This is a genomic window from Ectothiorhodospira sp. BSL-9, assembly GCF_001632845.1.
GTDB lineage: Bacteria > Pseudomonadota > Gammaproteobacteria > Ectothiorhodospirales > Ectothiorhodospiraceae > Ectothiorhodospira.
Genome location: NZ_CP011994.1, coordinates 859963 through 878602 on the forward strand (window position 1 = coordinate 859963; position 18640 = coordinate 878602).

The 18640-nt window shown below is 64.1% G+C and carries 13 protein-coding genes and 1 pseudogene; 8 read left to right on the top strand and 6 right to left on the bottom strand.

Going from position 1 to position 18640, the window contains the following annotated elements; genetic code table 11:
* The first annotated feature begins 29 nt into the window (after positions 1–29).
* Positions 30–737 (top strand): tRNA (guanosine(46)-N7)-methyltransferase TrmB, encoded by a 708-nt coding sequence (gene trmB, locus ECTOBSL9_RS04275; protein ID WP_063464024.1) that lies wholly within the window; start codon positions 30–32, stop codon positions 735–737.
* Positions 712–1569 (top strand): ion transporter, encoded by an 858-nt coding sequence (locus ECTOBSL9_RS04280; RefSeq protein ID WP_063464025.1) that lies wholly within the window; start codon positions 712–714, stop codon positions 1567–1569. Before trmB ends, ECTOBSL9_RS04280 begins: the two co-directional genes overlap by 26 nt.
* Here ECTOBSL9_RS04280 and ECTOBSL9_RS04285 read toward each other — a convergent pair.
* Positions 1562–2416, bottom strand: coding sequence for a universal stress protein (locus ECTOBSL9_RS04285; protein WP_063464026.1), 855 nt, complete (start codon positions 2414–2416; stop codon positions 1562–1564). The genes ECTOBSL9_RS04280 and ECTOBSL9_RS04285 overlap by 8 nt on opposite strands.
* A gap of 131 nt (positions 2417–2547) precedes the next feature.
* On the opposite strand from ECTOBSL9_RS04285, the gene ECTOBSL9_RS04290 reads away from it, so the two are divergent.
* The 4 genes from ECTOBSL9_RS04290 (at position 2548) to ECTOBSL9_RS04305 (ending at position 7302) form a co-directional block, all read left to right on the top strand.
* Positions 2548–4386: an SLC13 family permease gene (locus ECTOBSL9_RS04290; protein ID WP_063464027.1), complete on the top strand. Its 1839-nt coding sequence runs from the start codon at positions 2548–2550 to the stop codon at positions 4384–4386.
* Between the two features lie 120 nt (positions 4387–4506).
* The gene (locus ECTOBSL9_RS04295; protein WP_063464028.1) at positions 4507–5397 is read left to right on the top strand and encodes a phosphoribulokinase; all 891 of its coding nucleotides are present in this window, start codon (positions 4507–4509) and stop codon (positions 5395–5397) included.
* A 248-nt stretch (positions 5398–5645) separates the two neighbouring features.
* Positions 5646–6680, top strand: coding sequence for an NADP(H)-dependent aldo-keto reductase (locus ECTOBSL9_RS04300; protein WP_063464029.1), 1035 nt, complete (start codon positions 5646–5648; stop codon positions 6678–6680).
* A 64-nt stretch (positions 6681–6744) separates the two neighbouring features.
* Positions 6745–7302, top strand: a complete 558-nt coding sequence (locus ECTOBSL9_RS04305) for a thioredoxin family protein (RefSeq protein ID WP_063464030.1) — start codon at positions 6745–6747, stop codon at positions 7300–7302.
* A gap of 258 nt (positions 7303–7560) precedes the next feature.
* On the opposite strand, the gene ECTOBSL9_RS04310 is transcribed toward ECTOBSL9_RS04305, so the two are convergent.
* On the bottom strand, positions 7561–8490 hold the full coding sequence (locus ECTOBSL9_RS04310) for a histone deacetylase family protein (RefSeq protein ID WP_063464031.1): 930 nt from the start codon (positions 8488–8490) through the stop codon (positions 7561–7563).
* Between the two features lie 173 nt (positions 8491–8663).
* On the opposite strand from ECTOBSL9_RS04310, the gene ECTOBSL9_RS04315 reads away from it, so the two are divergent.
* A complete protein-coding gene (locus ECTOBSL9_RS04315) occupies positions 8664–11345 on the top strand; it encodes a bifunctional acetate--CoA ligase family protein/GNAT family N-acetyltransferase (protein WP_063464032.1) in 2682 nt (893 codons plus the stop codon).
* Between the two features lie 74 nt (positions 11346–11419).
* On the opposite strand, the pseudogene ECTOBSL9_RS04320 reads toward ECTOBSL9_RS04315, so the two are convergent.
* Positions 11420–14458, bottom strand: a pseudogene (locus tag ECTOBSL9_RS04320) (efflux RND transporter permease subunit); the annotation flags it as partial.
* Complete coding sequence (locus ECTOBSL9_RS04325) at positions 14455–15591, bottom strand: efflux RND transporter periplasmic adaptor subunit (protein ID WP_063464033.1); 1137 nt, start codon at positions 15589–15591, stop codon at positions 14455–14457. The pseudogene ECTOBSL9_RS04320 and the gene ECTOBSL9_RS04325, both read right to left, overlap by 4 nt.
* A 198-nt stretch (positions 15592–15789) precedes the next feature.
* On the opposite strand from ECTOBSL9_RS04325, the gene ECTOBSL9_RS04330 reads away from it, so the two are divergent.
* Entirely contained in the window at positions 15790–16185 is a 396-nt protein-coding gene (locus ECTOBSL9_RS04330) for a hypothetical protein (protein WP_156500035.1), read from the top strand.
* Positions 16186–16209: 24 nt separating this feature from the next.
* Here the strand turns inward: ECTOBSL9_RS04330 and ECTOBSL9_RS04335 are convergent, their stop codons facing one another.
* Together ECTOBSL9_RS04335 and ECTOBSL9_RS04340 are read right to left on the bottom strand one after the other, a co-directional pair.
* The gene (locus ECTOBSL9_RS04335; protein WP_063464035.1) at positions 16210–17211 is read right to left on the bottom strand and encodes an acryloyl-CoA reductase; all 1002 of its coding nucleotides are present in this window, start codon (positions 17209–17211) and stop codon (positions 16210–16212) included.
* Between the two features lie 5 nt (positions 17212–17216).
* Positions 17217–18605: an OmpP1/FadL family transporter gene (locus ECTOBSL9_RS04340; protein WP_063464036.1), complete on the bottom strand. Its 1389-nt coding sequence runs from the start codon at positions 18603–18605 to the stop codon at positions 17217–17219.
* Between the last annotated feature and the right edge of the window lie 35 nt (positions 18606–18640).

The window sequence follows — 18640 nt, forward strand, 5'->3', positions numbered from 1 at the left end:
CCTATTGAACCGCTTGAAGTCGTTCTCCCATGACAGCCACCCACCCGCCGCCACACCATCGCCCCATTCGCAGCTTCGTGCGTCGGGAAGGACGTCTCACCGTAGGGCAGCAGCGGGCGCTGGAATTCCTGTGGCCCCGCTTTGGCCTGGAGTTCACGCCCGAGCCCCTGGACCTTGAGGCCCTGTTCGGGCGCCGCGCGCCGGTGACCCTGGAGATCGGCTTTGGCAATGGCGAGTCCCTGGCCCGGATGGCCGCGGACGACCCGGAGCGGGACTTCATTGGCGTGGAGGTGCACCGCCCGGGGGTGGGGCATCTGCTGCAGCAGGTGGAAGACCAGGACCTGACCAATGTGCGCGTGGCCTGTCACGACGCCGTGGAGATGCTCAACCGGCAGATCCCGCCGGGGAGCCTGGATCGCATCCAGATCTACTTCCCCGACCCCTGGCCCAAGAAACGCCATCACAAGCGGCGCCTGGTGCAGCCGGCCTTTGTGGGCCTGCTGGCCAGCCGGTTGCGTGAGGGTGGCATCCTGCACCTGGCCACCGACTGGGAAGATTATGCCCGGCACATGCTTGAAGTCATGCAGCAGGCCGGGGATTTCACCAATCAGGCCGCCGAGGGCGGTTTCAGCCCGCGCCCCTCCTACCGCCCCCTGACCAAGTTTGAACAACGGGGTCAACGACTGGGACATGACGTCTGGGATCTGGTCTATGAACGCACACACCCAAAGCGATAACCCCGCCCTTCCCGACAGCTTCCGCGCCCGGGCCGGACGCTGGATCGAAAGCCCGCGCATCCAGAACCTGATCGTGGCGATCATTGTCCTGAACGCCATCACCCTGGGGCTGGACACCTTCGAGGTGGTTCAGGTGCACGCCGGGAGTGTGCTGCAGTGGATCGAGCGCACGGTACTGACGATCTTCGTCTTCGAGATTGCGGTCAAGCTGTACGCCTTTGGCTTTCGCTTCTTCCGCAGTGGCTGGAATGTCTTCGACTTCCTCATCGTGGCGGTTTCGCTGCTGCCGGGCACGGGGGCCTTCAGCGTGCTGCGGACCCTGCGCATCCTGCGGGTACTGCGCCTGCTCACCAAGATCAAGCGCCTGCGCCATGTGGTGGATTCCCTGCTGCGGGCCATCCCGGGCATTGGCTGGATCGCCGTACTGCTGATGCTGGTGTTCTATGTGTTCGCGGTGATGGGTACGCGGCTGTTCGCCGACAGTTTCCCCGAGTATTTCGGCCATCTGGGGCGCAGCATGTATTCCCTGTTCCAGGTGATGACCCTGGAGAGCTGGTCCCAGGAGATCTCCCGCCCGGTGATGGCGGTATATCCCTATGCCTGGATCTACTTCCTGGCCTTCATCATGCTCACTGCCTTCACGGTGCTCAACCTGTTCATCGGCATCATCGTGAACAGCATGCAGGAGCAGCACTATGAAGAAGAGGAAAACCGACGCCAGGAGCAGGATGCCGCGGCCCGGGAGGAGCGCGACGAGTTGATGGCCAAGCTGCAGGAGATCAACGACCGACTGGCGCGTCTGGAGTCCAGCGGCCGCACGCCGCCTACCTGACGATCAGCACCGGGCAGGGGGCATTGCCCACCACGCGCTTGGAGACACTGCCCATGAACAGGCGTTTCAGGGCGGTGTGCCCGTGGCTGCCCATCACCACCAGGTCGGCGCTGCGGCTGCGGGCCACGTCCACGATCACCGCTTCCGGGCGCCCCTGCTCCACCATGCCATCCAGCTCGATACCCGCCGGGGCCAGTTCCTGCTTGAGCACATACAACACCCGCTGCACAGCCTCTTTGGCCCGTGAGCGTCGCTCATCGCTCTCATCGCCCAGGGTTGCGGAGAGCACCGTCAGCGGCAACCCGGTGGACAGGGCCAGGCGCGCGGCGGTGGCGCAGGCTGCATCCGCATGGCGGGAGCCATCGGTGGCCACCAGGATGCGCCGTCGCAGGGGCTCGGATCCCGGTGGAGCCACCAGCACGCTGCAGGGGGCATGACCGATGATCCGGTTGGTGGAATCCCCGACCACCAATCTTGCCAGATCGCTACGATGGCGGCGCCCCACCACCACACAGTCCACGTTCTCATCTTCCGCCAGGCGGACCACGGCGATGCAGGGATCCGCCCCATGACGCAGCATCACGCGGCACTCGATACCCTGCTTTTCTGCCTCCTGCTGAAGCGTCTCCAGGGACTTTTCCACCTCGCGGGTCTCTGCGTCGACGCGCTGTGGGGCCATGGATTCGTATTCCGGATTGGTCAGCACCACCCGTAGCACCAACAGTTCGGCACCACAATGCTGCGCCAGACTCATGGCCAGGGCACGCGCACCGTCACTGTGTTCCGTGCCATCAAAGGCCAGCAGGATCTTGCGGAACCGGCCGACAGGGGACAACTGGGATTCCATGGGACACTCCACCTGAGGTGATGTTGTGAGCATAGCGGAATTGAGGCGGGGCGAACCAGACGCCCACTCTTTCAAGCCAGGCGCAAAGACATTACACTGCTTATGCCCGCACAGGATATTCATATAATAAAATGCAAGAGATTGCCTTCACACCCCAGATGATGGTGGTGATGGGCCTGCTCGGCCTCACCATCGTGCTCTTCGTCACCGAGGTGGTGCGCATTGATGTGGCCGCTGTGTCCATCATGGTACTGCTGGGACTGCTCAGCCTGGTGCCAGGCCTGGAGTCCATCAGTGATCCGCACCGGCTCTTCGATGGCTTCGCCAGTAATGCAGTGATCTCCATCATCGCCGTCATGATCATCGGTGCCGGGCTGGACAAGACCGGCATCATGTCCCGGGTGGCCGGCCTCATCATGCGCTCGGGCGGCACCACGGAGAAACGCGTCGTTCCCATGATCTCGGGCACCGTGGGGGTGATCTCCAGCTTCATGCAGAACGTGGGGGCTGCGGCCCTGTTCCTGCCCGTGGTCTCGCGCATCAGTGCCCGCACCGGACTGAAGATGTCCCGCCTGCTGATGCCCATGGGGTTCTGCGCCATCCTGGGCGGGACCATCACCATGGTGGGCTCCAGTCCACTCATCCTGCTCAACGACCTGCTGCCGGAGGGCATGGAGCCTTTCGGGCTCTTCGACGTCACCCCCATCGGTCTTGCCCTGGTGGCCACGGGCATCCTCTATTTCGTGTTCCTGGGTCGCTTCGTACTGCCCGTCACCAAGGGAGAGCAGCCCACTGCCGAGAGCACCGAGGAATATTTCCAGCGCGTGTACGGGCTGGATTTCGTCATCCGCGAGGTGCGTCTGGAAGACCACAACGGCCTGGCCGGGCGCACCGTGGGCGAACTGGAGGCCGAGCACCCGGTCATCGTCATCGGCACCTTCATGAACGGGGAATTGCGGGTGGGCCCCTGGAGCGGCCTGGTGCTGGAGCCCAACGCCCACCTGGCCCTGCTGGGTCGTCACGAGGCACTGGAATCCTTCGCCGCCCGTAGCGCCAACCCCCTCAAGGACCGACTGGATGTCTTTGGTGATGCCCTGGCACCCAACCAATCGGGCATTGCCGAGGTGGTGCTGCCGCCCGGCTCGGAACTCATTGGCAAGAAGGTCACCGACATTGCCATGCGCAAGACCTATGGTCTCTCGGTACTCGGCATCCACCGGGGCGAGGAGACCATTCGCAGCGGCGTGCGTGAAATCCCCCTGCTGGCGGGCGACACCCTGGTCTGCCACTGCCGCTGGGATTCCCTGGCGCATATCGAAAAGAACCGTGATTTCGTGGTGATCACCAGCGAATACCCCCACGAGGAATTACGCCCGCAGAAGGTGCCTTTCGCCCTCACCTTCTTCCTCATCGCCCTGGCGCTGATCCTGTTCACCGACCTGCGTCTGTCGGTGGCCCTGCTGGTGGGTGCCGTGGGCATGATCCTGAGCGGCGTGCTGAGCATGGACGAAGCCTACAAGGCCGTGAGCTGGAAGACGGTGTTCCTGCTGGCCAGCCTCATCCCCCTGGGCGCTGCCGTGGAGCAGACCGGCACCGCCGCCTGGATCGCCCATCAGACCCTGACATACCTGGGCCAGGTGTCTCCCTGGGTCCTGCAGGCCACCCTGGCCATACTGGCCACCTTCTTCACCCTGGTGATGTCCAATGTGGGCGCCACGGTTCTGCTGGTTCCCCTGGCGGTGAGCATTGCGGTGGCCGCCCAGGGCATGGGCATGGATGCGGATCCCAGAGTGTTCGCTCTCACGGTGGCCATTGCCACCTCCAACTCCTTCCTCATCCCCACGCACCAGGTCAACGCCCTGATCATGGGGCCCGGCGGCTACCGCGTGAAGGACTTCATGAAGGCCGGCGGCATCATGACCGTGCTGTTCCTGGTTGTGTCGCTCGTCATGCTCAATCTGGTTTTTTAGTCCATTTAACGACACACTATAGAGCTGACTGGCATATAGATTCCGATCCCCCGGCCAGGACCGAGGGACATATAAACAAACCATAGCCATCAACCATCAAGCAATGAAGGAGTCAACCCCATGTCCAGGAAACACCCGATTGTGGCCGTCACCGGTTCATCCGGCGCCGGCACCTCCACGGTCAAGAACGCCTTCGAGCACATTTTCCGCCGCGAACACATCAACCCGGTGATCATCGAGGGCGACAGCTTCCACCGCTACAATCGGGTGGAGATGAAGCAGGCCATGAAGGAGGCCGCCGCCCAGGGGAACAACCACTTCAGTCACTTCGGCCCCGAAGCCAATCTGTTCGACAAACTCGAGGAGATGTTCAAGACCTACGGCGAAACCGGCGGTGGCAAGAAGCGCTACTACATCCATAACGAGGAAGAAGCAGACAGCCACAACGGTCGTCTGGGTACCAGCCTCAAGGCCGGGGAGTTCACCCCCTGGGAAGACATCCCCGACAGCACCGACCTCATGTTCTACGAAGGACTGCATGGCCTGGTGACCGATGGCGACGTGAACGCCGCCCAGCACGTGGATCTGGGCATCGGCGTGGTTCCCATCGTCAACCTGGAATGGATACAGAAGATCTTCCGCGACAACGCCGAGCGCGGCTACACCGCCGAGGCCATCGTCGACACCATGCTGCGCCGCATGCCCGACTACGTGCACTACATCACGCCCCAGTTCTCCAAGACGGACATCAATTTCCAGCGGGTGCCCACGGTGGACACCTCCAACCCCTTCATCGCCCGCGACATCCCCACGCCGGACGAGAGCATGGTGGTGATCCGCTTCCGCGACCCCCAGAAGTTCGGTGTGGATTTCCCCTACCTGCTGAACATGCTGCACGACTCCTTCATGTCACGCCGCAATACCATCGTTGTCCCCGGTGGCAAGATGGGCCTGGCCATGGAGGTCATCCTGGCCCCCATCATCTCCGGCATGCTGGAAAAGCAGCGCTAAGACCTTTCTCCGTAGCAAGAAAGCGGGGCCACTCCCAAAGGGGAGGACGTCCTGGCTTCGGAGAGATGAAGTGATGGAAGTGAGTGTGGGAGCGGCCCTCGGCCGCGAAAAGGGAGGCACCCGAAGAGGGTGGGGCTCCCATATTCGCGGCCAGGGGCCGCTCCCACAGGCCTTGTCTGGCGGCCTGGATTTATCCGGAGTGTGGCTGGATTGTATGCTTTGGGATCAAAGCATCACGGGAGAACAACATGCAGACCAAGCCACTGGGACGTTCCGGCATCCAGGTGAGCACCCTGTGCCTGGGCACCATGACCTGGGGCGAACAGAACACCGAGGCCGAGGCCCACAGCCAGCTCGACATGGCCGTGGAGAGGGGCATCAACTTCATCGACGCGGCCGAGATGTACCCGGTGCCCCCCAAGGCGGAGACCCAGGGCCTCACCGAGCAATACCTGGGCACCTGGCTGGCCCGTCGTGGCCGGCGGGACGACCTGGTGATCGCCTCCAAGGCCTCAGGGCCCAGCGAGAACTTCAGCCACATCCGCGGCGGCCCGCAACTGGACCGCCCCCACCTGGAACAGGCCCTGCACGACAGCCTCCAACGGCTGCAGACGGACTACCTGGACCTGTACCAGATCCACTGGCCCTCGCGCCCCACCAACTATTTCGGCCAGCTGGGCTACCGCCATCAGGACCATGCCGGCGCCACCCCCATTGCCGAAACCCTGGAAGTGCTGGCGGATTTCGTGCGCGCCGGCAAGGTGCGCACCATCGGCATCTCCAACGAGACCCCCTGGGGCCTGATGGAATACCTGCGCCTGGCGGAACAGGCCGACCTGCCCCGCGTGGTGTCCATCCAGAACCCCTACAACCTGCTCAACCGCAGCTTCGAGGTGGGCCTGGCCGAGATGGCCATCCGCGAGGACGTGGGCCTGCTGGCCTACTCCCCCATGGCCTTCGGTGCCCTGAGCGGGAAGTACCTGGACGATGCCCCGCCCGACGGACGCATCACCCTGTACTCCCGTTTCGTGCGCTACTCCGGCGAGACCGGCGTGGCCGCCACCCGCGAATACGTGAACATCGCCCGGCGCCACGGCCTGAGCCCGGCCCAGATGTCCCTGGCCTTCGTGAACGCCCAACCCTTCGTCGCCAGCAACATCATTGGCGCCACCAGGCTGTCGCAGCTGGAGGAGAACATCGACAGCCTGGAGGTCACATTGAGTGAAGCGGTGCTCGAAGAGATTGAAGCCGTGCACGAAAGATATCCCGTTCCGTGCCCCTGATTGAGCACGCCCACCCTCACCCCAACCCCTCTCCCGCCAGCGGGAGAGGAGCAAGGAGAATCCCATGGCCAGAACCGAATCCCGAATGATCGACCTGGGCACCCGCGCCCCCGACTTCAGCCTGCCCGATCCGTCCACCGGCAAGACCGTCTCCCTGGACGACTTTCCTCAGGCCAAGGGCTACGTGGTCGCCTTCATCTGCAATCACTGCCCCTTCGTGCAGCTCATCCGCCACGAATTCGCCCGCTTCGGCCGTGAATACACCGACAAGGGCCTGGCCGTGATCGCCATCAACTCCAACGACGCAGACAACTTCCCGGAAGACAGCCCCGAGAAGATGCAGGACGACGCCCGCCGCTTCGGCTACACCTTCCCCTATCTGTTCGACGAGACCCAGGCAGTGGCCAAGGCCTATGACGCCGCCTGCACCCCGGACTTCTACCTCTTCGACGCCGACCGCAAACTGGTCTACCGCGGCCAGTTCGACGACTGCCGCCCCGGCAGCAACGTCCCCGTCACCGGCAAGGACCTGCGTGCCGCCGCCGACGCCCTGCTCCAGGGCACGCCCATCCCCCAGGACCAGAAACCCAGCCTGGGCTGCAACATCAAGTGGAAGGCATAAGGGCAGGTCCGCGCCACCCCGCCCTCACCCCAACCCCTCTCCCGCCAGCGGGAGAGGGGCTCTGACACGCAACCGAAAGCCCCCGCAGTCTCAAGATGTCCTCGGGGGCGGGTGCCTGGGAGCGGGTGTTCGCCGCATGGATGCGGCGGTCAAGCCTACACGGACGTATTCACGGCGTCCCGCGGACAGGCGCCCGCCCCCGAGGACATCGCTACCCTGATGCCAAACCCAGGCACCACAGCACAAAGCAAACCAGACTCAGTGCCCGATCAACGCATCCAGATGCACACAGGCCGACCGACCCAGCGCTGACAGGGCATACCCCCCCTCCAGGCAGGACACCAGCCGCCCCTCACCATGCCGTTTGGCCACCGCCTTCAACTCCCGGGTCACCCAGGCATAGTCATCTTCCACCAGGCGGAAATCCGCCATATCCTCCTCCCGATGGCCATCAAAACCCGCCGAAATCATGATCAACTGCGGCCGGAAAGCCTCCAGTGCCGGCAACCAGTGACCCTGGACTGCATCCCGGAACTCCTTGCCCGTCACACCCCGCGTCAAAGGCACATTCACCAGATGCGGCGAATCCACCGCCTCACCGGTATGGGGATAAAAGGGATGCTGGAAGGTGGAACAGAACAATACCCGCGGCTCGTCACGGAAAATATCCTCGGTACCGTTGCCATGGTGGACATCGAAATCCACCACCGCCACCCGCTCCAGCCCATACTGAGCCAGGGCATGGGCCGCCCCCACCGCCACATTATTGAAGATGCAGAACCCCATGGCCCGCGCCCGCTCCGCGTGATGCCCCGGCGGACGCACACTGCAAAAGGCACTGCTGACCTCGCCGGACATCACCAGGTCCACCCCCAGAACCGCCGCACCTGCCGCCCGTCGGGCCGCCTGCAGGGTGTGCTCCGTCATCACCGTATCACCCTCGTCCAGGCACACCATGTCGTCCGGGCCGGGCGCCGACGATTCCACGTAGTCCACGTAATCCGCTGTATGCACCCGCAGCAACTGCTCACGCGTGACCAGCGGTGCATCATAATGGCTCAGCAGCATGCTGATCCCCGAAGCCAGCATTCGATCGTCAACGGCCGAAAGACGTTCGGGCACCTCTGGATGGTGGATGGCCACACGGTGCAAACTGCAATCATGATGCGTGATGAAGGCGATGGTCATGGGCGCGACTCCTTGGGCTTTTACCCATGGTAACGCGAAGCGCCAAAAGACGAGATAGGCTTAAGCGATTTCGTTTGTTCGGGTCATGGGTCCCCAAGCGGTTTCGCCGCACCGCAGCATCACCCATACTATACTCAGAGAGAATCTCTAAGGGGGCGATCAGCAGCACAATCATGGGACCACATTTCCTCAACCGAATTTTCGCACCACGCAGCATCGCCGTGATCGGTGCCACCGAACGACACAATGCCCTGGGCAGCCTGGTGTTTGCCAACCTGGTGGACGCCGGTTTCAAGGGCGAGTTGTATCCGGTGAACCCCAAGCACGACACCGTGCACGGACGCCGCTGCTATCCCGATGTGGAGGCCATCGGCCGGCCCGTGGAACTGGTCGTGGTGGCCACCCCCGCACGCACCGTGCCCAACGTCCTGCGTCACTGTGGCGAACACGGCGTGCGCGGCGCAGTGGTGCTCTCCGCCGGTTTCAGTGAATCCGGGCGGGCCGGCAAGCGACTGGAAGAGGAGATCATGGAGATCTCCCGGGAATACGACCTGCGTCTGATCGGCCCCAACTGTCTGGGCGTGATGCGGCCGGGGCGTGGCCTCAACGCCACCTTCAGCAAGAACAAGGCCCTGCCGGGGAATCTGGCATTGGTGTCCCAGTCCGGCGCCATCTGCACGGCCATCCTGGACTGGGCCGAGAGCCAGGAGATCGGCTTTTCCGCCGTGGCCTCCATGGGCGATGCCTCCGATGTGGATTTTGGCGACGTGCTCGATTATCTGGCTCTGGATCGGGAGACCCGCAGCATCCTGCTGTACGTGGAGGGTATTCACAACGCCCGACGCTTCATGAGCGGCCTGCGTGCGGCGGCGCGCATGAAGCCGGTGATCGTCATCAAGTCCGGCCGCCATGCCGAAGGCTCCCGGGCAGCCATGTCCCATACCGGCTCCCTGGTGGGCGCCGACGATGTGTTCGACGCCGCCCTGGAGCGCGCCGGTGGCGTGCGCGCCATGACCATCCAGCAACTGTTCTCCGCGGCCCGCATCCTCTCCAGCGGTTACCGGGTGGAGGGCAACCGTCTGGCCATCATCACCAATGCCGGCGGTCCCGGCGTCATGGCCACCGACCGGGCCGTGGAACTGGACGTCAACATGGCCCGCTTCAGTACCGAGACCATGGACAAACTCAACAAGGCCCTGCCGGAGCAATGGTCCCATGGCAATCCCGTGGACATTCTGGGTGATGCCGACGCGGAGCGCTTCGAAAACGCCATGACCGCGTGCCTGGAAGACAGCGGCGTGGACGCCTCCATCGTCATGCTCACCCCCCAGGCCATGACCGACCCCCTGGCCGTGGCCGAAGTGACCACCCGGGTCGCCAAAAAGGTGAAAAAACCCGTACTCGGATGCTGGATGGGGGACATCCAGGTGCGCGAAGGTCGTGAACATCTCACCCGCGAGCGCCTGCCCCATTTCACCACCCCCGAGGCCTCGGTGGAGGGGTTCGCCTACCTGGCCGCACACAAGCGCAACCAGCGCCTTCTGCTGCAGGTGCCCAGCCCCCTCAGCGACCGCGGCCGCACCGACGTGCACGGCGCCCGGCTGATCATCGAAGGCGCCCTCTCCGAGGGCCGCAAGCTGCTCAGCACCCTGGAGTCCAAGGCGGTGCTTTCGGCCTTCCGCATCCCGGTCACCCAGACCATGCGGGCCAACACCGCTGGCGAAGCCCTGGTGGCGGCAGGCACCGTGGGTTATCCGGTGGCCATGAAGATCGACTCTCCCGACATCACCCACAAGTCCGATGTGCAGGGCGTGCGCCTGAACATCGCCAGCGCCGAATCCGTGCGCAGCGCCTTCCAGACCATGGTGGAGGACGCCCGGCGTCTGAAGCCCGGGGCACGCATCAATGGGGTGACCCTGGAGCGCATGCACCAGAGCACCTACGGGCGCGAACTCATGGTGGGTGTGCTGCGCGATCCGGTGTTCGGGCCGGTGATCAGCTTCGGCTCCGGGGGCACCTCGGTGGAGGTCATCAAGGACCGGGCCGTGGCCCTGCCACCGCTCAACGAGGTGATCATCGAGGGCATGATCGCCCGCACCAAGGTGGCCAAACTGCTCAAGGAGTTCCGCAACATGCCGGCGGTGGACGAGCAGGCCCTGGAGCAGGTGCTGCTGCGGGTCTCGGAGATGGTCTGCGAACTGCCGGAGATCCAGGAGATGGACATCAACCCGCTGATCGCCGACGAACGCGGCCTGGCGGCGGTGGATGCCCGCATCACCGTGAACTTCCCGCCGGTGATGCCGGATCGCTATGCTCACATGGCCATCCATCCCTACCCGGCCCATCTGGTCAACCAGTGGCAGTTGCCCGACGGCACCAATCTGACCATCCGGCCGATCCGGCCCGAGGACGCCAGGATCGAACAGGAGTTCGTGCGCAACCTCTCGGCGGAATCCCGGTACTACCGCTTCATGCAGGCGGTACACGAACTCACCCCGCATATGCTGGTGCGTTTCACACAGATCGATTACGACCGGGAGATGGCCCTGATCGCCGTGCAGGAACGCCCGGACGGCTCCGAGTTGCAGGTGGCCGTGGCCCGTTACACCGCCAACCCGGACCAGCAAAGTTGCGAGTTCGCCCTGGCGGTGGCCGACGAATGGCAGGGCCGGGGCGTGGGCTCACACCTGATGAACGAACTCATGGACGTGGCCCGCACCCGTGGCCTGCGCACCATGGAGGGCGATGTCCTCGCCCAGAACACCAACATGATGGCCCTGATGCACCGCCTGGGCTTCAGCTCCCGCAACAGCCGGGAGGACGAGGGCATCAAGCTGGTGACCAAGCGGCTGTAGGGAACGGTGCCCGCCGCCCCCCTGGGGGGAAGGAAGTTATAACCCCTCTCCCCCCGGGGAGAGGGGTTGGGGTGAGGGTACGAAACCCCGAACAACACAGCATAAAACAGCGGCACCGCCAACAACGTCAGCAATGATGCCAGCGCCAGACCGAACATGATGGCAATGGCCATGGGCGCCCAGAAGGGCCCGGACAACGCCAGCGGCAGCATCCCCAGCACCGTGGTGGCCGCCGCCAGCAGCACCGGTCGTACGCGGCTCACCGCCGCCTCCACCAGGGCAGCGTGGGCATCGTCGGATCGCTCCATCTCCAGATCCACCTGCTCCACCATGACGATGGCGTTCTTGATGATCATCCCCGACAGGCTCATCACCCCCAGCAGGGCCATGAAGCCAAAGGGCTGCTTGAACAGCAGAAGGCCCGCGCTCACCCCCACCACGCCCAGGGGAACGGTCAGCAGGATGATCAGCGATCGCCGGTAACTGTTGAACTGGGCCATCAGCACCAGGGCCATCAACCCCAGCACCACCGGCACCGGCTGCAACACACCCCGCTGCGCCTCCAGGGATTTCACCGGCTCACCGTCCCATTCGATACGGTAGCCTGATGGCAGATCCAGATCTCTGGCCCGCTGCCGAAGATCACGCAGCACCTCATGAGCAATGGCCCCCGGCACGAGATCCATCTGCAGGGTCACACTGCGTTCACGGTCCATGCGCCAGATGGAGGCGTCATCCCACACCACCGACACATCGGCCACCTGCAACAGTGGCACCGGTCGGTGACCTTCCTCGGGCCAGATCACCATGGTCTCCACCTGCGTGGGATCGGTGCGATCCTCCAGGGGGAAACGCCACTTGATGGGAATGCGCTTGTCATCCTCGATATAGACCCCGATGGGCTGTCCGGCAAAGGCGGTGGCCAGCGCCTCAGAGATGGCGGCACTGGAAACATTGGCCCGACGGGCCCGCTCCTGATCCACATCCACCTGGATCTGCGGCGTCCTGTTGCGCCAGTCCAGGCGCACATGATCCAGGCGGGGATCGCCCGCCAGTATCTCCCGCCCCTGCTCGGCCACGGCCCGCAGGGTGTCGCGCTCCGGACCGATGATGCGCATCTCGATGGGATAGCGCACCGGATCCCCCAACTGCATGGGCCGCACCCGGGGCTGGGCATCCGGGAAGCGCTGATCCATGAAACGCCGGGTGGCCACCATCATGGTATCCAGGTCTTCCACGGCCTTCAGGTTCACCAGGATCTGCCCGAAGGCCGCATTGGGGTGTTCGGGCAGCATGGGCAGATAGAAACGCGGCGCCCCCTCACCGATGAAGGCCGTGGCGGCTTCCACCTCGTCCCGCCCCTGCAGCCAATCCTCGATAACCGCCATGTCTTCGGATGTCTGACTGATGCGACTGCCCTCCGGCAGCCAGTAATCCACCATGAACTGGGCCCGTTGCGCGGGCGGGAAGAAGATCTGCGGCACCAGCATGAAGCCGATCAGGGAGAGCACCAGCAGTCCGACGATGACCCCCAGGCTGGCGCGACGCCAGTGCAGCACGCCACCCAGCAGGCGGCGAAAGCCCCGATACAGGCGCCCCCCATAGGGGTCATCGCCCTCGCTGCCCTTGGCCGGTGACTTGAGCCAGCGATGACACATGACCGGTGTGACGGTAATGGCCAGCACCCAACTGAGCAGCAGGGAGAAACCCACCACCCAGAACAGGGAGCGAGTGAACTCCCCGGTGGCGGTATCGGTGAGGGCGATGGGCGAGAAGGCCAGCACGGCGATCAGGGTGGCGGAGAACAACGGCCAGGCGGTCTCGCTCACCGCCTCCTGGGCCGCCTGTAGGCGATCCATGCCCCGCTGCATCTTCACAAAGGTCAGCTCCGCCACCACGATGGCATTGTCCACCATCATGCCCAGCACGATCACCAGCGCCCCCAACGAGACCCGATGCAGGTCGATGCCCGTGCCCCACATGACGATGAAGGTGGCCAGAATGGTGAACGGCACGCCGGCACCGACGATCAGGCCCGTGCGCAGCCCCAGGGCGATGAGCAACACGGCGATGACGATCACCACCGCCGTGACCAGGTTGATCATGAACTCGCCCACCGCCGCCTCCACCTCGCGGGGCTGGTTGGCAATGATGCCGAAGGACATTCCCACGGGCAGGCTGGGTTCGATCCGCGCCAGGCTCTCGCTGATCCGCTCCCCAAGATCCACCACATTCACACCCTGTGTGGGTACGATGCCGATGGCCAGGGCGTCCTGCCCATCATGGCGAAGCAGGGCCTGGGGCGGGTCCGAGAAGCCTCGGCGCACCTCGGCGAAATCGCGCAGATACACCAGGTTGCCGGTGGCCGGACTGCGGATGGAGAGACTGCGGATCTCCTCCAGGGACTCGAACACGCCACTGGCAAAGATGCGCACCTGCCGAGGGCCCATCTCCACGAACCCTGCCGGCTCCACCACGTTCTGTCGATTCAGGGCCTGCACCACCTGATGGGGGGTGAGGCCCATCTCGGCAATCTTCTCCCGGGAGGTCTCCACGAAGACCCGCTCCCCCTGCTGCCCGAACAGCTCCACCTTGGCCACGCCGGGCACCCGAAGCAGTTCCCGGCGCACGTTGTCGGTCACCCGGTCGAGCACGTCATAGCCGTAGCCCTCACCACTGAGGGCGATGAGCAAGGCGAAGACATCGCCGTAATCGTCGTCCACGAAGGGCCCTCGCACCCCATCCGGGAGCTCGCGGGCAGCCTCATTCACCTTGTGGCGCAGCTCATCCCAGATCTGCCGCAGTGATTCCGGATCGTGGCTCTCCTGAATGTCCACGAAGATCACCGACACCCCGTCCCGGCTATGGGACTGCACCTGATCCAGTTCGCCCAGCTGCTGGATCTTGAGTTCAATGCGCTCGGTCACCTCCTGCTCCACGCGCACCGCCCGGGCACCCGGGTATTCGGTGTAGACCACCGCCGTGCGCACGGTGAACTCCGGGTCCTCGAGCTGGCCCAGCTGGATGTAGCTGAAAATGCCCACGAACACGATCAGGGCCACCATGAAGCCCATCAGGCGGCCCCACTGGATGGCCCATACGGCGGCATTCATCGGCGTGCACCCCGCATCTCATCCTCGGTGAGCACCCGTACCGTCTGGCCCTCGCGCAGGTGCTGCACGCCGGCAGTGACCACCTGCTGACCGGCGCGCAGGTCACCCAGGACGCGCACCCCATCCCGCTCCAGCGGGCCCAGGCTCACCGGGCGGCGCGTCACCGTCTCGCCGGCCTCGTCCAGTACCCAGATGTGGGGCTGGCCATCGTGGTCGAATACCGCGGTCATGGGCACGTGGAAATAGCCCTGTTCGTCGGCCTCGGGCAATCCTGCCCGGAAATCCAGGCGGGCGGTCATGCCGGGCAGGATGCGCTGGTCCGGGTTGTCCACCACGATGCGTACCGGATAGGTCTGGGTGTCCTCGTCCACGTCCACCCCCACGGCCCGCACCCGGCCCGTGTAACGGCGGCCCAGGGCGGCGAAATGCACATCCACGGCGGTGAGCCGGTCCCGGTGCACCACCAGGGTCTCGGGCATGCCCACCCGCAATTCGATCTCATCCAGGTCATCCAGCACAAAGACCACCCGCTCCGGGCTGGCCTGCTCGTGGGGTTCGATGTTGCGGCGGGCCACATGGGCGTCGAAGGGTGCCCTCAACACCGTGTCCTCCAGAGCAGCCCGGGCGGTGGACAGGCCCTCGCGGGCCGCATCCCGCTGGCCCTGGGCCTGTCGGAAGGCGGAACGCAGACTATCGAAATCGGCGCGACTGATGGTTCCGTCGCGCACCAGATCCTGGCCGCGCCGGTAATTCACCTCGGCCTCCTCCAGTTGGCCTTCGGCAGCCTCCAGCTGGCCCTCCAGTTCACGCACCTTGAGGCGGTAATCCCGGTCATCCAGCCGAGCCAGCACATCATCCTTCATCACCCGGTCGCCCAGGTCGGCATGCACCAGGGCCACCTGGCCGGACACCCTGAAGGCCAGGGCCGTGCGCTCAGCGGCCTCGGCCCGGGCACTGAAGGTGCGGGAGGTCATGTCCTCGGGGGGCTCAAGGGTGAGGGCCAGGACCGGACGTTCGGGCGGATCCTCGCGCATCTCCGGGGGCTGGTCACAGGCACCGAGCAGCAAAGTGACGGCGAGCACCAGTAGCAGGAGCCCGATGGCCCCCCTGGGAGGCGTGGCGTGGTTGGGCATGGGTCGTTTCCTTTCTTGCTGCACCACAGTGTAACGAGGCATGGTGTTGTCAGGCCATCCTGGTCGTTGCGCCACCTTCGCGGCCGGGGGCCGCTCCCACAGGGAGCGTGTGGCCTTGCGGTAACGGGGCGCACATTTTTTCGGGATAGCTGATAATTCTCACTGACGCATTCATCAGAAAGCGCTAATGTGGGCATCATGAAGATAAATCGTTCAATACTGTTTGTGTGCCTGATGCCGGTGCTGGTGGCCGTGACCCTGCTGGGCTCCGGTTGCCGCCACGATCAGGGCGCGTCCATGCCAGACCGCACCCTGATCGTCCATGTTCAGAACCGCACCTCCGAGACCATCCCCAAAGTGGAGATCGGTTATGCCAATGTGGATACCCAGCAGACCACCACGCTCCTGCAACTGGAAGCAGGAAAGACCCGCACCATCGTGCTGAACCACGAACCTGGCCTGGGTTACAACGTGGAGGCCCATCTGGGGAATGGCAATGTGCTGGAGATCTGCGGGGGTCGCCATCGGGAGAGCCGGGTGATGCGCGAAGTGATCACTCAGGAGTCGATCCTGTCGGGGATTGGCAAGCCTTGAGGACTTGAGCCTGGATTCCAGGGATTATCGCTGAAGATCCACCAGGATTCGCCCGTGTACATCCCCCGCCAGCATGCGCTTGCTGGCTGATTCCAGACCCGCCAGCCCGATCTCCTCGGTGACGATGTCATCCAGGTGGGGAATGGCCCAGTCACTGGCCAGACGTGTCCAGACGGCCGCGCGGCGCTCCGTGGGATAGTTGCTGGAACTCACCCCAAGCAGGGAGACACCCCGCAGGATGAAGGGCATCACGGTGGTGCGCAGTTCCGCGCCGCCTGCCAGCCCGATGGTAACGATATTGCCCCACTCATCCACCGTGCGGGTGAGCCAGCCCAGGATCTCGCCGCCGACGGTATCCACCGCCCCCGCCCAGCGGGCCGTCTCCAATGGGCGCCAGCCCTGCGAGAGACCACGACGATCCATCGCCTTCACCGCGCCCAGGGACTTGAGCCAGTCATGCCGGCGGGTCTTGCCGGACAGGGCCACCACCTCGTAGCCCTGGGCGGCCAGCAGGCTCACGGCAAGGGAACCCACGCCGCCACTGGCCCCCGTGACCAGGATGGGCCCCATGCCCGGGTCCTGATCGTTGGCGCGCAGGCGCTGCAGGGCCAGGGCGGCGGTGAAGCCGGCGGTGCCCAGGATCATGGATTGCCGAAGGTCCAGCCCCTTGGGCATGGGCACCACCCAGTCGGCGGGCACGCGGATGCGACCGGCAAAGCCGCCATGGTGGATCTCGCCCAGGCCACAACCGGTGACCAGCACGGGATCTCCGGCCTTGAAACCGCTGTCCTCGGCGGCACAGAGCACCTCACCGGCAGCATCAATGCCACCCACAAGGGGCGAGCGCCGCAGTACCCGACCGCTGCCGGTGATGCCCAGGGCGTCCTTGTAGTTGAGCGAGGAGTAACGGACCGCCACCTCCACGGCCCCATCCATCAGCTCCGACGGTTCCATGTCCGTGAGTCTGACACGATGGGATCCAAGGACCTCGTCACGGATCAGCAGGGCTGGGAAGGTGGAGGTCATCACGCTCAGAACCGGTAGCGCACGGCGGCGGCCAGGATGTGGACGTGGCCTTCGGTGGTGCCGGTGAGGTCGACGGTCGCGAATGTGTCTCCATTCGGAGCCTCAAACTTCCGCTCCAGTTCAAGCGATTCCTTGGAGATATCGATGTACGTATAGGCCACATCAAAGCCCCAGTTCGGCCCCTGCTCGTAACTGGCACCCAGCGAGTACCACGTACGGTCACCATCCGGCGTGCGGGTGGTGCGGTAGCCATCCTGGGTAGGCGTCCGGTCATACTGCAAACCGCCCCGCAGGGTCCACCGATCGTCCAGTTGGTATTCCGCCCCGACCGACAGGGCCCAGCTGTCCTTGTAGTTCTGCTCGACAACGTTGTCTTCCCGACCGTCGTTGAAGCGAACACGGATTTCGTCGAAGTTGGACCATTGGAACCATTTGTACTGGGCCATCAGGGTCCAGCGATCATTCAACTGGTGATGCGCGCCCAATGCCACCATATCCGGCAGGTGCAGATCGGCCTTGCCGTCCAGGGTTTCTTGCTGGCCTGTGATGGGTCGAGTGATCTTGGCCTTCCCATCCAGAGTGTGTTTCACGCCTTGGCGATAGTGCAGGCCCAGGCGGGTTGCTTCGGTCACCTGCCACATGGCACCCAGGTTAAAACCCACATCCCAGCTATCCGCATCGAGTTGCTGCTCTCCATCACTTTCGAGACTGAGCGCAGGGGGCGTGGAGGGTAAAGCACCCGGAGCGGGTATCGCATTCTTGAGCGTCGCATCTGCATACTGAATATCGATCCCGCCACCAATGGAGAGTCGCTCATTGACCCGGTAAGCCAGGCTCGGTTGAATATTGATGACCTTGAGATCCGTTTCGGTGGAATCATAGCGGGCCCAGAAATCATCGTCATAATGATTGGCGAGACCGAACGGGGCGGTGATTCCCAGCCCAAACCATGTCTGCTCGTTGAGGGGGCGGGCGTAGAACAGATTTGGGACGGGTGTAGGATCATAAGGGTTGCCACCGGAACCACCACCCACAGTATCATTAGTATATTCAGTACCAACTACTGGGACACCCGTTTCGGGATTGACCAATCCGATACCTGAAGCAGTCGATCCACGATTCTTGGCATCCGCGTTCGGAATCAACAAGTGGACACCGGCCTGAAATTCAGGCCCAGGCAGGAACACCATCCCCGCCGGGTTGAAGAAGATGGTGCTGGAGTCCCGAGCCACCGCCGCCTCACCGGCGAAGGCGCGGCCCAGGCCGCTGACGCTCTGTTCCTGGATGTAGAAGCCCGCCGCCTTGACCGGTGAATGCCACAGGGCGGCTCCGGACAGGGCCAGCGCGCCAGCCACGGCGCAGGACAGGGCGTTGCGAGACTGAATGAAAGGCATGTATCCCCCTTGGGTGATTCTTTTATGGTTTTTAT